Raw genomic sequence first — 14,453 nt, 5'->3', positions numbered from 1 at the left:
CCGAAGCCGACCCTTTGGACTTCATTAAAGAACAGCGCAATGCGGTGAATCGGGTTTTGAGCGAGTATCTGGCAGTTTCCGGCAGCATGGGAAAGGCGCATCTCTCGCAGATTTCCATTAAAAACCGGGTGCGGGCGTTGTTTTCTCAGGGATACACCTGTGCTGAAGCGGTTTATCTTGCTTTTGCGGAACGGGAAGGATTTTATTCCGATGCAGCCATGAAATTTCAAAGCCTGCTGGGTGGGGGTATTTGCAATCAGGGTGGAATGTGCGGGGCGTTATTTGGCGGGCTGGCGGTGATTGCTGCCCGGCAATCCAGCGTTCAGGGGGCAGATCGGATCAGCCGATCTCAGGCAAATTCAACCGGCACAAAATTGATAGATGCCTTCAACCGGCGACATTCTTTTGTTTATTGCATTGACCTGACCGGTACCAATTTTCAGGATGCTGAACAGGTCAAACGTTTTGTGGAAAATAAAGTGGTCGAAAAAGCCTGTCTGCCGGCGCTGATGAGCGTGACCGACTGGCTGCTGGAGATGCGGGCATGAATCAGTCGTTATCGTTGGCGAGTCAATTATCTCAAATGCGCTGTTTTTTGATGGATATGGACGGCACGGTCTTTCTGGGGGAACGGCTGCTGCCGGGTGCGGTTGAGCTGGTGGATTATCTGGAGCAGCGTGAAATTCCTTACTTCTTTCTGACCAATAATTCTTCGCGTTCCAAAGCAGATTATGCCCAAAAACTGAACAGACTGGGGTTGACGGTCAGCGAACAGCGCATTTTTACCTCCGGTGAAGCAACCGCCCTCTACCTGAAAAAACGAATGCCCTCAGCACGCTTGTTTATTGCCGGAACCGATTCTTTGAAAGAGGAATTCAGACAGCACGGCTTTGAGATTGTAGAAGAAAGACCGGAGGCGGTGGTGCTGGGTTATGATACCACCCTGACTTATAACCGCCTGTGGAAGTTGTGCGATTTTGTGCGGGCAGGCTTGCCCTATTTTGCCACTCATCCGGATATTAATTGCCCGACTGAAAATGGATTCATGCCGGACATTGGGGCAATGATTGCTTTTGTGCAGACTTCCACCGGGCGGCAGCCGGATGTGATTGTGGGTAAACCGAACCCGCCAATCATCGAAGCAGTCACGGCCAAAAGCGGCATTCCCTTGCAGTTCACGGTGATGATTGGTGACCGATTGTATACCGACATTGCCCTTGGCAGAACCGGTATCACCACTGTGCTGGTCTTGAGCGGAGAGACCAAAGCCGCCGACGTGGCCGGCTCCCCCTTCCAGCCGGATTGGATTGTGGATAATCTTGCGGAGTTGTATGCGCTCTTAAGCCGGGCGCAGTCCGTTTCCGGTTAAACGGGCGGCCAAAATTGAATTTTTGTCTGACATTTGGCTGAAGTTCAGACATGAGTTCGGACAGGGTGCTGAACAAGGGCGATAAACGCTGCGAAAACATTATTCACGATGGAAAGGCGCTCTTTCCATTGTTTCTGAAATACTCCGAACCTTAACCAAAGTGGTGAGTCAGAAGTATCCTGTAGGTTCGCAAAACAAAACAGGAGACTGATATGACTCACCAAACCGATTTTACGTCTTTTGAAGAATTCACGGATGTTTTGCACCAATTAAAACACCGCCGCGCATCTGCACTACCAGCGGCCTGGATCGGGTCAACAGGCAGATCCGCCGCAGAACGAGCATTGCAGGGGTTTTCCCCAATGGGACTTCAAGCCTGAGGCCGATTTCTGCTTTGCTGATGGAAAACCGTTTACAACGGCGGAGCGGAAAGCGATTGTGCGATTCCAAGCCGAGAGAATGCTTAAGAACTGGGATTACTTCCGACCCGATTTTACAGAAGAAGGGTTGCATAATCTACTTGTAAAACGTGGTATATAATTTTCTATACATCCGCACCGCGCAGCTTCAGTATCTTACGCAACCGGATTTTCTCCGGCAGACAAATCCCTGTTCGCCCGAATTATCTCGCTCTCACCAGTAGAAAACCAGTCCAAGTAAACAAATGTGATCCAACGCTGTAATTTAGTGTCAGAACTTTGAGAAAACGGTATGGCAAAATCATATCCCGAACATTTTCCAGAATGGGCACTGAGCGATCCTAAACGCAGCGCCGAACGAAAAATTTTTGACCTGTTGAAGGGATTGCCCGCTTCCTACACATTCTTTTATAGCGTTGGCTGGCAAGTGCGGGATACCAAAAGCGGCGCGCATGATGGAGAGGCAGATTTTATTCTCGCCCACCCAGAATCCGGTGTCATAATTCTGGAAGTCAAAGGGGGACAAATCCGTTATGATGCTGAACGGGATGAGTGGTTCAGCAAAGACCGCAACGGCGTCGAACATGCCATAAAAGACCCGGTTGAACAGGCCCGAAACAGTAAGGGTGCTCTTTTGTCAAAATTGAAAGAACTACCGGGTTGGGATCAGCGCTATCTCAATCTTGCCTATCTGATTGTGTTTCCTGACGTTGTTGTGGGACATACCCGATTACCACTTGACCTGCCGCGCTCGCTGGCCATGGATGCGAACGATTTGACCGCTCCAGAACCAAAACTAAAAGCAGCTTTTGAATGGTTTGTTGGAAAAGAGCAAAAATCGGGCGCGCTTGGACACGACCGCCTGTTCCTTCTGGAAAACCTGTTGGGACAATCTTTCACGCTGCATACTCCCCTCGGCGTTGAGTTGGAAAACGAAGACCAGCGCCTCATCGAATTGACCCAGGAACAAATGAAGGTACTGCACTTTATTCAAACCCACCGCAAAGCGCTCATTGAAGGATGCGCCGGTTCGGGAAAGACTACCCTGGCGCTGGAAAAATCCCGTCATTTGGCCACCCAGGGTTTTGAGGTACTGCTTCTTTGTTTCAATGCAACCCTGGCAGATTATTTGCGTCAACGTGCCCCAAACGGTGTAGATGTTTTTCATTTTCACGGCCTGTGCACGCAGCTGGCAAGAAGGGCTGGTTTGGGCTACCGCGCCTCCCGCACTGAACAGGAGTATTTCGACCATGTACTGCCGGATATGCTGCTGGAATCCTTGCTGGAACTGGGTCCGCAATATGATGCGGTCATCGTGGATGAAGGTCAGGATTTTCGAGACGAATGGTGGGAAATCCTTGTTGAACTACTCAGAGACAAACACAACGGGATTTTCTACGTCTTTTTCGACAACAATCAAAACATTTACCGGCGCCACGCCAGTCTGGAAAGGCTGATTACCTCGCCGCCGTTTACTTTGAACCAGAATTGCCGCAACACGCGTTCGATTCACGAAGTCGTGCGTCAGTTTCACCCAACCCCTCACCTGCTGACCAGCCAGGGTCCCCAGGGACGTGAACCTGAAATTTTTTACTTTACCAGTGAGTTTGAACAGGAAGGCCTTTTGAAACGCATCTTGCACCGTCTGGTCAACGAGGAAAGCGTTCAAGCCTCCCATATTACCCTGCTCACCACCCGCAACCCCGAAAGAACCGTTTGCCACCCCGGAAGAAACCTGGGTAATTTTGTGCTGACCGAATGGGGCGACACCAGCCTCCGAAAGACCGATATTCGCGTCAGCAGTGTTCATCGCTTTAAGGGTTTGGAAAACCGCGTCGTGCTGCTGACCGGTTTGGAAGACAACGATCCATCCTGGTTGTCTTCATTACTCTATGTTGCCTGTTCGCGAGCAAGAACGCACCTGATTGTGGTTGCCCATGAACGCTCGAAACCCTATCTTCAATCCATTTTATCTCTCCAGCGAGGTTGATTCATGAAATACGCTGACCTGATTCATTTCGAACCCATAGAAAGCGTGGTGAAGCTCCGCCAGGCCGAGGAACGCCAGGAAGCCGAGCGTTTGGTACGCACTTATGTCATCTCGGACCGCATGGCCGATGTGATTCTGCACCGCATTTTGCCCACCCTGAGCCTGGAGCGCGGCGAAGAAACAGGCGGGCTGTTCGTGGTTGGCAACTATGGTACCGGTAAATCGCATTTGATGTCGCTCATTACGGCAGTTGCCGAGCATCAAGACCTGGCATCCTCCGTTACACACCCGGCCGTTGCCAGAGGATTGGAACATACCCTTGCCGGAAAGTTCTGCGTGGTAAGGCAAGAGTTTGGCAGCACCCACATGCCGCTGCGCGATGTCGTGCTGGGATACTTACAGGAGGGATTGCAGAAATTAGGCGTGCAAATAACTTTTCCAGGCATGGATGAGTCACCAAACGTCAAAGACCTTTTGAGCGAGGCTATCCGCGCATTTCAAACCAGGTATCCCGGGCAGGGCTTGCTGGTGGTCGTTGACGAACTGCTCGAATACCTGTTGGGGCGAAATGAACGACAACTCATCGTTGATCTGGCATTCCTGAGGGAGATCGGAGAGGCCTGCTCCGTTTCCGACTTGCGATTTGTGGCCGGCGTTCAGGAATCACTCTTCGACAATCCGCGCTTCCAGTTTGCTGCCGATTCTATCCGCCGTGTGCGCGATCGCTACCAGCAGGTGCGCATTGTGCGCGAGGACGTGGCATTTGTGGTTTCCCGGCGTTTGCTGGCCAAGACAGACCAGCAGCGCAAGCAGATCCGCGCTTATCTGGAAAAGTTCTCTCCTCTTTACGAATTGATGGCTGAGCGCATGGATGAATTTGTCGAGCTTTTCCCGGTCCACCCGGCCTACCTGGAGATGTTTGAGCGCGTGACGATCGTGGAAAAACGCCAGGCGCTGAAAGCCATCAGTCAGGAGATGCGCCGCATTCTCCAGGATGATGTGCCGGAAAACTACCCGGCATTGCTTTCCTTTGACGCATTCTGGCGCCTGATTCAAGAGGACCCCGCCTACCGCAGTACGCCCGAAATCCGTGAAGTGCTGGACAAAAGCCAGGTGCTGGAAGAGCGGATAAAAAATGTCCTCTCGCCAATCTATCAACATGCTGCTTTGCGCATCATTCACGCTCTGGCGCTGCACCGCCTGACCACTGGCGACCTGCGCGCTCCAATTGGGTTGACGCCCAGAGAGCTGCGTGACCGCCTGTGTTTATACCTTCCCATCCCGGAGAACGAAGCCGCCTTTCTTCTGACCAGTGTGGAGAACATCTTGCGGGAAATCTCGCGTGTCGTGAGCGGTCAATTCATTTCCCACAATCGGGAAAATGACCAGTACTACCTCGACCTGGACAAAGATATTGATTTCGACGCCCTGATAGAACAGAAAGCCAGTCTCCTCGATGAAGATGCCCTCGATCGTTACTACTTCGATGCGCTGCGCCGCATCCTCGAACTGGACGAAAGCACTTATCGCCCCGGTTTTCGCATCTGGCAAATCGAAATCCCCTGGCCCGGCCGCGGCATGACTCGTGATGGTTACGCCTTTTTGGGAGCGCGCGATGAGCGTTCTCATACCCAGCCTGCTCGAGATTTTTACATCCATTTCATCAGTCCGTTCAAACAAAATGGAAAGGACGACGAACCGCAGCCCGATGAGATTTTCTTTCTGTTGACTGGCGCGGATGACGTTTTTCGTCAAACGTTGCGTCTTTATGCCGGCGCACGCGAAATGGCTGCCATTTCATCGGGCAGCAACAAAATCCAGTTTGAAAACAAGGCCAATCAATCCCTGAATCTGCTCACCCGCTGGCTGCGTGAGAATTTTGCGCATGCTTTTCAGGTCAAGCATAGCAAAGTCCGCTTCAGTATAGCCGAGGCGTGGAGCGAATATCGTTTGGCCAGGGCGGAAAGCAGCGTGCGCGACCAGGTTTATCAACTTTCCTCCGCCATTCTGAGCGATTACTTCCAGCAAAAATATCCCGAATATCCGGTATTTGAGCGCATCCAGTTAACCCAGCTTTCCCTGCCGCAGGCCTGCCAGGCAGCACTGCGCGCTCTGGCAGGCGGACCGCTCAATCAGCAGGCGCACAGCCTTCTGGAAGGGCTGGAGTTACTGCGCATGGATGACGGCCGCCCGGTTTATACGGCGCTCGAATCCAAATACGCCGTCGCTATCCTTTCTCGCTTGCAAAATAGGGGCGAAGAACGGGTTTTGAACCGCCGGGAACTGATCGGCGCCGACCCGCGCCGCGAGCGAGAATTGACTTTCAACCTTGAACCCGAGCTGCTGATCGTGATTCTGGCTGCCTTGCTCCGTCAGGGAGAAATTACCCTGACCTGGATGGGACGCACATTCACCTCCGACGACCTGGAGGAAATTTCCCGTCTTGAGGTGGGCGATTTGACTCAATTTTCTGCCATTGCCCGTCCGCAACCGCTGCCCCAGCAGGCGCTCAAAGCCCTTTTCGAAGGTCTGGGATTGCCCCCCGAATGGGCTGCCGATCCGGATCGGCATGAACGCGCCGCTCTGGAAATGAGCCGGCTGGCAGAAGGCGAACTGGGGCGGCTGGTGATGGCGCTGGACAATTTGCGCGATGGGTTTCGTTACTGGGGAGAGTCCATCCTCTCCAATGAAGAAACTCAACAATGGCGCAAAGAGCTGGAAAACTACCGTGATTTGCTCCAAATTCTGGAACGGATGAACACGCCGGGCCGTTTGCGCCAGTTTTCGCTGGGCGTTGGCGAGGTGCGCGCAAAACTGAAGGGCCGCGAAACCCTGCTGCAATTGAGCCAGCTGCGCGAGCTGCTGCAATCGTTACAGCCTTCACTCAACTACATCGCCCGCGCCGAAATACGCCTCCCCGTCGCACATGCCTGGCAAAGGGAAGCCGAGCGGCTGAAGCAGGAACACATTGCCTGGCTGCGCAATCCGCAGATGCGCGCCGAATCTACCCTGTATGCGCGGTTGAACGGCGGACTGGCCAATTTGCGCGCCGCTTACGGCGAGGCTTATATGCAGCTGCACCAATCGGCCCGCCTTGACCGGCCCGGCGACGAACGCAAACGCGCCTTGACCCAGTCGCCTCATTGGCGGCATTTGCTGGCTCTTCAGTCCATTTCCATCCTGCCGGAAAGCGAGTTTCGTCGCCTGCAGCAGGATTTCACCGCGCTGCGCGCCTGTCCGCTGTTGACCAGAGAGGATTTGCGCGAACGCACCGAATGCCCGCACTGCGGTTTTGACCCGCGCACCGAGCGAAACGAAAAAACGGCTGCCGAGGCGCTGGAGGACGTTTCTCAGGCGCTGGAACGCCTGTATGCCGCCTGGCTGGCGCGCCTGCGTGAGGAACTGCAGAAACCCGATGTGCTGGCGGACATTGCCTTGTTGAATCCGCCTTACCGCGAACAGGTGCAGGCTTTTGTGGAAGGCGGGCAACTGCCCGGCCATGTTTCCAGCGGCTTTGTGGAGGCGGTCAATGATGTTTTGCAAGGATTGGAAAAAGTGGTGTTGAACGGCAGTGAGTTGATGCTGGCGCTCACCCGGCCGGCCATGCCCTGCACCGTGGATGAACTTTATCAGCGCCTGACCCAACTTCTCGAGAGCAAACTGGGCGGCAAAAACCGCGAAAAGATCCGCATTGAACTGGACTGGTAGCCCCGGCCAGGAAACCACCCAATCCCCACCCACCTCCCCCAATTTCGCCAGGCGATATGGGGGAGGCGCAGGGGGGCAAAATCGTTCGATTTGACGTATCAGTGGATTTTTGCGAATAGACATCGGTCAGCACCCGCCGGCTGCAGTTCGACCGTTTTCGACTTTGAGGATGCCATGCAAACCGGCCGATCCTTTTCTTGACTATCCAAAAGACATCGTATATGATAATTTAAACCATTCCAGGGAGGATGTATGACGTGTTACCCGCGCGGTCGTCTGAACGACTTGCCTTTCATTCCCGCTCACCGCGGCGCGGATGTCCTTCCTGACCCTGTTGCCGCGTGCATCCCACTGCAGGTGCAAACATTACCGGTCGCCCCAACCATCTCAAGGTTGAACCTTCCGAAACGGGGGTTCGGGACTACTGTAAAACCCGGACAGCCGCGAACTTAACCCCCTCCCACCTCCCCCATGGTGCTGAGGCGATATTGAAGGAAGCGCAGGAGGGGGCCGGAAAACCTGAACGATTTGTGAAAAGGATTTACCCCAAACTGATGTTGATAAATCCGCCGAGCCGCGCACCAACCCCAACTGCGCCTGAGGATTGGGGCGCGCAACCCCACCGACTCTCCGAATGGGAATGAACTGACCATGAGCCATCAACCTGAACTCCTCTCCGATTCGCCGCTGCTCGAAAGCAGCCCAACGGAACGCCGCGCCTGGCTGGAAAAACTGCGCCGCTACCTGGACGACGCGGATTTTCGGCAAACGCCGGGCTTCCCGCACGCCAGCAATGAGGCTATCCTCGCGCTTTCCGATCCGCCCTACTACACCGCCTGCCCCAACCCCTTTCTCTCCGAAATCGTGGAACGCTGGCAGGCGGAGCGGGAAGAACTGCGCCGCACGCTGGGACTGCCGGACGACCGCGAAAACGGTTACCGGCGCGAGCCGTTTGCTGCCGACGTAAGCGAGGGTAAGAACGACCCCATTTACAACGCCCATTCCTACCACACCAAAGTGCCGCACAAAGCCATTATGCGCTACATTCTGCACTACACCGACCCCGGTGATGTGGTGCTGGATGGCTTCTGCGGCACCGGCATGACCGGCGTGGCGGCTCAACTGTGCGGCGATAAAAGGGCTGTTGAAAGCCTGGGTTACCGCGTGGACGAGCAGGGCGTCATCTGGGATGGAGACAAAGCCATCTCCCAACTGGGAGCGCGCAAAGCCGTGCTGATTGACCTCTCTCCTGCTGCCACTTTCATTGCTTACAACTACAACACGCCGGTGGATGCGCGCGCTTTTGAGCAGGAAGCCCGGCGCATTTTATGCGAGGTGGAGCAGGAATGCGGCTGGATGTACGAAACCCGCCACAGCGACGGCAAAAGTACCGGCAAGATCAACTACACCGTCTGGTCGGATGTCTTCCTCTGCCCGCAGTGCGGGGCGGAGATGGTCTTTTGGGATGTGGCGGTGGACCACCAGCAAGGCGCGGTGCGGGATGACTGGCACTGCCCGCAGTGCGGCGCACTGCTGAGCAAAAGCCCGCGCAAAGCCAGCCGTGCCCAACGCGCCGAGCGCGCCTTCAAGACCCAATACGACCGAGCCCTGGGTAAAAGCATCCGCCAGGCAAAGCAGGTGCCGGTGCTGATCAACTACTCGGTGGGCAAGAAACGCTTCGAAAAACGCCCCGATGAAGCCGACCTGGCGCTGATCGAGAAAATCGAAGAAAGCGATATTCCCTATCCCTTCCCAACCCAACCAATACCCAAGGGCGATAAAACCGGTGATCCTTTTAATCTGGGTATCACCCATGTGCACCACTTCTACACCCTCCGCAACCTGTGGGCGCTGGCGGCAATTTTAGAAAAGTGCAAAAGCAAAAATTATCCAGAATTATTAATTTGGTTTACATCATCTCTTATTAGAACTTCAAAGATGTATAAATTTACTTTAGATAGAAAAATGGGCAATGTGATGGGCACATTATATATACCTTCAATAAATGTAGAGAACAAGCCCATAAAACTATTGGAGAGAAAAACAACTGATTTCATGTCTATAAACGAACCTTATGAATGGAGTTTCATTTCCTCATCTCAATCAAGTACGCACATAGGAGTCTCTAAACAGGTAATTGACTATATCTTCATAGACCCCCCCTTCGGCGCCAACCTGATGTACAGCGAACTGAACTTCCTGTGGGAAGCCTGGCTGGGCGTTTTCACCAACAACGCCGCCGAGGCGGTGGTCAACAAAACCCAGCGCAAGGGCCTGCCCGAATACCAGGCGCTCATGGAAGCCTGCTTCCGCGAGTTTTACCGCCTGCTTAAACCCGGGCGCTGGATGACGGTGGAGTTTCACAACTCGCAAAATGCGGTCTGGAATGCCATCCAGGAAGCCCTGCTTCGCGCAGGGTTCGTGATTGCCGATGTGCGCTCGCTTGATAAACAGCAAGGCTCATTTAATCAAGTGACTTCAACCGGCGCGGTCAAGCAGGATTTGATCATCTCGGCTTACAAACCCGGTCGGGATTTCGAGCAGCGCTTCCAGGAACAGCACAACACCCCCCATGGCGTATGGGAGTTCATCCACCAGCATCTCGAACGACTGGCAATGCCGGGCATGAAAGACAACGGCTTGCTGGAATTCGTCGGCGAACGCGCTCCTTACCTGCTCTTTGACCGCATGGTGGCTTACTATCTCCAGCGCGGGCTGCCCGTGCCGCTTTCCGCTCCCGAATTCTACGCCGGTTTAAGGGAGCGTTTTGCCGAACGGGAAGGCATGGTCTTCACCTTCCCGCAGGCCGCCGAGTTCGACGCTCTGCGCCTGCAGGCCGAGCGGGTGGAGCAGATGCCGCTGTTCATCACCGACGAAAAGAGCGCCCTGCAGTGGCTGCGCCGCGCCCTCGACCCCCGGCAGGGCGGCAGCCCCCAAACCTACGCCGAACTCTCCAACGCCTTCAAAAAAGAAGCCCACACCCTGCCCTACGAAGCCCTGCCCGAACTGCGCGACCTGCTGGAGGAGAACTTCATCCGCGATGAGGCCACCCAACGCTACCGCCTGCCCGACCCGCGGCAGGAAGCCGACCTGTACGCCCTGCGGGAAAAAAGTCTGCTGCGCGAGTTCAACACCTACCTGCCGGGCAAAGGCCGGCTGAAGACCTTTCGGCTGGAAGCCATCCGCGCCGGGTTCAGCCAGGCCTGGAAGGAACGAAACTACGCCGTCATTGTTCAGGTTGCCAACCGCCTGCCTGAACGCGTCTTTGAAGACGACCCGCAGCTGATGATGTACGCCGATAATGCCCGCATTCGCGCCGAAGCTGCCCCAAAACAGGAAAAATTGCTGTAAAAAAGGGAGGATGGCCGTGAATCTTCACGACTGGCAAACGCTGCTTGCCCCCTACCTGCCCAAAATCGAACTTCTCGGCGAAATTCCGCTGGAACGCGACGCCCATGCCAAACTGGAGCAGGCGCTGGGGGAATTGGTCCGCCGCTACGGCTTGACTCAAGCCACCCGCCTTCTGCAGCGCGATTATCCCGCCGCCTTCGTCACCTATCTGGCGTTCAAAGCAGCCTTCAATGAAGAGCGCGGATTTTGGGATCAGGTGGCGGTCGGCCTCGGTTTGGAAAGTCGCAATTCCTTGTTTCATCCTGCCCATCACTGGGGGAAAGCGTTTGTGGAAATCATCGAGCAGTATCCCAACCTGCGGCGCTTCGAGGGCGTTGCCGCGCTGGAATACGTCACGCCCATCCGTCTGCACGGCGGCATTCCGGCTTTTTCCCTGCCCGATTTTTTCCAGTACATTCTGCTGCCTTCCGTTGAAAAAGCGCCTTACGACGGCATGGACGATGAAGCGGCCCTGAGCGCCCTGCTTCAACATTACACCGCCCAGATCTTTACGGATGACGTCGTGCGTCATTTCTTCCATCATGCCGGCAGGCCGGCGCAGTCTTTCTTCGAAAAATGCCGCCGCATGGCGCGCCTGATCAAAAACAATCAACCCCTGCCTCCCCCAGAAAAACTGGGTTTGCGCCCATATGTGGTTCAGGCGTTCGAAAGCTTCCTGGAAAGGCAAAGCGCGCCTTCCATTCGCCGTCGTAGACCGCGCCTGTTTTTCGATCCCTACACCCCCGCCTTTCGGGTGCTGCTTCCCGCCCAGCCGCTCACGCTGGTGCAGGCCAGCGCGCGTTACCATGCCCGCCTGTATGACCCCGACAGCGGCGTGATTTTTGCCGAGCAAAGCCGTCTGCGCCCGCGCCGCCAGGGACAGGAATGGGTCATCGAAGAGGTGGAATGGCTGCTCGAGGAACCGCTGGAGACCGTGCAAGTCGCTCTATTTGCTCAGGGTGAAGCTACCCCGCTGTGTTCTTTCTCCCTGCGCGGCTTGCCGCCGGCCGGCTACCCGCCGCTGCTGGCATTTCGTTATCCGGATGGGCTGCAAGTCCGTCTCTCTCCCTCACTTCCCGCCGGTGATGTCTGGTTGTTTTATCCCGCCGATGCCGAACTCCATTTTGAGGGGATCGCGCGTCAACTGGAATCCCTGCATCCCTTTGCTCCGCCCTGGCAGGATTGGCAAGCCGCCGCCTGGGATTTGAAAGGGGTCCACCTTGTGCGCTTGTGGCGCGAAGGTCAGGATATCTGCGTGCCGATTGCCGTTTCCCGTCCGCTGGAAGCGGCGCTTTCCACCCCAAATTTGCCGCCGCATCTGCTGGCGGTGGACGAAAAACCCCTCTACACCGCTGCGCCGCAAGTTTGCGTGCCTCTCTTAAACACGGCTGCCCCGGCAGGTGAATTGAATCACCTGCGTCTGCGTCTGGAATCGCGTTACGCAGCATCCCCCGAGGGGAACTGGGAAGGCGCAGCGGCTGAACTCCCTTACACCGTCGAAAATGACAAAGCGCGCGTATCTCTTACGCCCTGGCTGGGCGAGTCTCCCGCCGGGACTTATCATCTCAGCATCTCGCGGCGCGGACGACTGCTTAGCGAATTGCCGTTTCGGGTGTGCGCCGGACTGGAAGTGGACGGTTTGCAACCTTACTACCTTCCCACTGAGGAAGGCGCTCAACCGGTAACCTTCAACCTGATTCTGCCCCCCAACGCCCGCCTGATTTCCGAAGATGGGAGCGAAGTTACCACCCGCCCCGGCGGGTTCACCGTCCGCGCTGGCGCGGAAGCCGCTCAGGTTGACCTGCGGGTGGAACTGCCGGCCGCGCCGGAGCCGATTCGCATCCCTGTGCGGGTTGCCATACCGCGCCTGCGCTGGACTCTTGTGCTGCAAAGAGGAAGCGCTCTGGAGTGGAGCCATCAACCCATCTCCCGCCCGCTGGCAGAACTCCTGCAGACCGATACGACAGCTTTCCATCCGCGCCTGCGGGTGGAACTGCCCCTGCCGGGAGGGGAACAGCCGCTGATTGAATTGCATCTCACTGCTCCCGGGCGCAATGAGCCTTTGCAAACTTCTTTCAGCCGCTCGCTGGCAGCGCACTGGCTGGAATTTGACCTTGCCGATTTTACCAGTACCTTAGGCGCCAGTACACAAGAAGCGATTTTCGAATTCCAGCTTGAACTGCTGGACGCAGGTCGCAATCTAAACCTGAGCCTGCCGGTGCTGCGCCTGACGCGCGAAGTGGATATCCGCGGTTGCCACTTGGAACTCCTCGAAGGCGGTAACTGGCGCCTGCACTGGTGCGAACCGCATCCGCTGCGCTACCGCCGCCTGCGTCTCTGGTCGCTGTGGCAGCCCTGGTCTGATCCGGTTGAAATTCCCCTGCCGGATGATGCCCCTCCCAACCGCATGAACGAAACAGAGGGCTGGTGGATGTGGGACATTCCCCCAGAATATGGGCTGCCACCCGGCGAATACCGTGTGCAGTTCGTGGTCGTCTCGCCCTACGAACATCTCCATCTGCCGCCTTTTCCTCCCGAGCAGGCCATTCCGATTCAAATGCTTTCACCAGAATCGCGTTTGCAGGAGATTGACAATGAGCTGCCCAACGCCAAACCCGGCCGCGCCTTTGCCTTGCATTTTGAAAAAATGTGCATTCATCAAACCCAAGAACTAGAGCCGGAAAAACAGGCTGAAATTCAGTGGTGTCTCAAGAACTACCGTGAAGCCAGCCTGCTCCACCTGGACGCCCTGGCGCGCTGGCTGGGGCAATATGATGTGCGCGAAAACCAGCGCGCTCTTTTGATGTATATGTTTCGGGAAGAAACGCTGCAGAGGTTGGAAAAAGAGCCTGACCCCCAATTTGTGCAGCGTTACCTGAGCCATATCACCCATGTCCGCACCATTCGCCCGGAAAGTGTGCGCCGGGTACTGACCCTGGCGCGCGAGCCGGAGATCATCCTGCGTGCGCTCCAGATGTTGCTCCAATCCGATGCGGAAGAGTCGCGCCGGGCTTTTTGGGAATTTCTTGAGCGTGGACGGTTTTCTGAAGCCGACGCCGCCATTGTGCTGAAGGACCACCCCGATTTTGCGCGACAGCTGCTCAAAGCTACTCCCGCTTCTCCCTTACGCACCCGGCTATTGTACGAATTGAGCCGCCATCTCGACCTGCCGGAATACCTGATTAAAATTGGTTATTATGTTCTTTGTGATTTGGGTTGGGGTCAACTGCTCGAAATCCGCGGCGCAGAGCGGGAGGATCTCTTTTTCCTCGAAACTGAACAACCCACGCTGGTCATCAAACTGCTCCACCTGCCCGGTCAAAAAGCCGAAATTGACCTGGCCGCGCGCCGCTTTTCACTGCCGGGGATGACGGGCATCTACCTCTGTCAGTGCGGCTGGTTCACAGCGACTTTTGGTCATGAAAATCATGATTTGTGGGATAAGCATCTTTCGTTTTGTGGGAACTCGCGCAATGCGATTATACCCATTCCACAGAACGGCACGCTGAAGAACAGGCCCATTTACCAGCCGGTTAGACCCAACAATCCGCTTCATACCCAATTTGGAGGATAAGGC

At 55.6% G+C, this 14,453-nt stretch carries 7 protein-coding genes; all 7 read left to right on the top strand.

Annotated elements, in window-relative coordinates; genetic code table 11:
- On the top strand, positions 1-548 hold a 548-nt coding region (locus VAE48_RS14965), incomplete at its 5' end, for a C-GCAxxG-C-C family protein (protein WP_322794136.1).
- Positions 545-1,369 carry an HAD-IIA family hydrolase gene (locus VAE48_RS14960; RefSeq protein ID WP_322794135.1) on the top strand — a complete coding sequence of 275 codons (825 nt, stop codon included), beginning with the start codon at positions 545-547 and terminating at the stop codon, positions 1,367-1,369. The genes VAE48_RS14965 and VAE48_RS14960, both read left to right, overlap by 4 nt.
- A 247-nt stretch (positions 1,370-1,616) precedes the next feature.
- Positions 1,617-1,895 (top strand): transposase, encoded by a 279-nt coding sequence (locus tag VAE48_RS17565; RefSeq protein ID WP_416181061.1) that lies wholly within the window; start codon positions 1,617-1,619, stop codon positions 1,893-1,895.
- Between the two features lie 185 nt (positions 1,896-2,080).
- On the top strand, positions 2,081-3,778 hold the full coding sequence (locus tag VAE48_RS14955; protein WP_322794134.1) for an NERD domain-containing protein/DEAD/DEAH box helicase: 1,698 nt from the start codon (positions 2,081-2,083) through the stop codon (positions 3,776-3,778).
- A gap of 3 nt (positions 3,779-3,781) precedes the next feature.
- Positions 3,782-7,486, top strand: coding sequence for a DUF6079 family protein (locus VAE48_RS14950; protein ID WP_322794133.1), 3,705 nt, complete (start codon positions 3,782-3,784; stop codon positions 7,484-7,486).
- A 651-nt stretch (positions 7,487-8,137) separates the two neighbouring features.
- Positions 8,138-10,837, top strand: coding sequence for a DNA methyltransferase (locus tag VAE48_RS14945; protein WP_322794132.1), 2,700 nt, complete (start codon positions 8,138-8,140; stop codon positions 10,835-10,837).
- Positions 10,838-10,853: 16 nt separating this feature from the next.
- Entirely contained in the window at positions 10,854-14,450 is a 3,597-nt protein-coding gene (locus tag VAE48_RS14940) for a hypothetical protein (protein ID WP_322794131.1), read from the top strand.
- The last annotated feature ends 3 nt before the right edge of the window (positions 14,451-14,453 follow it).

This window comes from Bellilinea sp. (assembly GCF_034432615.1).
GTDB lineage: Bacteria > Chloroflexota > Anaerolineae > Anaerolineales > Anaerolineaceae > Bellilinea.
The sequence above is the reverse complement of the archived record's forward strand: the minus strand, read 5'-3'. Positions and strand labels throughout refer to the sequence as shown.

Bases quoted from the DNA above. Each gene is read 5' to 3' on its own strand.
- VAE48_RS14960 (WP_322794135.1), top strand. From the start codon at position 545: ATGAATCAGTCGTTATCGTTGGCGAGTCAATTATCTCAAATGCGCTGT.
- VAE48_RS14955 (WP_322794134.1), top strand. From the start codon at position 2,081: ATGGCAAAATCATATCCCGAACATTTTCCAGAATGGGCACTGAGCGAT.
- VAE48_RS14950 (WP_322794133.1), top strand. From the start codon at position 3,782: ATGAAATACGCTGACCTGATTCATTTCGAACCCATAGAAAGCGTGGTG.
- VAE48_RS14945 (WP_322794132.1), top strand. From the start codon at position 8,138: ATGAGCCATCAACCTGAACTCCTCTCCGATTCGCCGCTGCTCGAAAGC.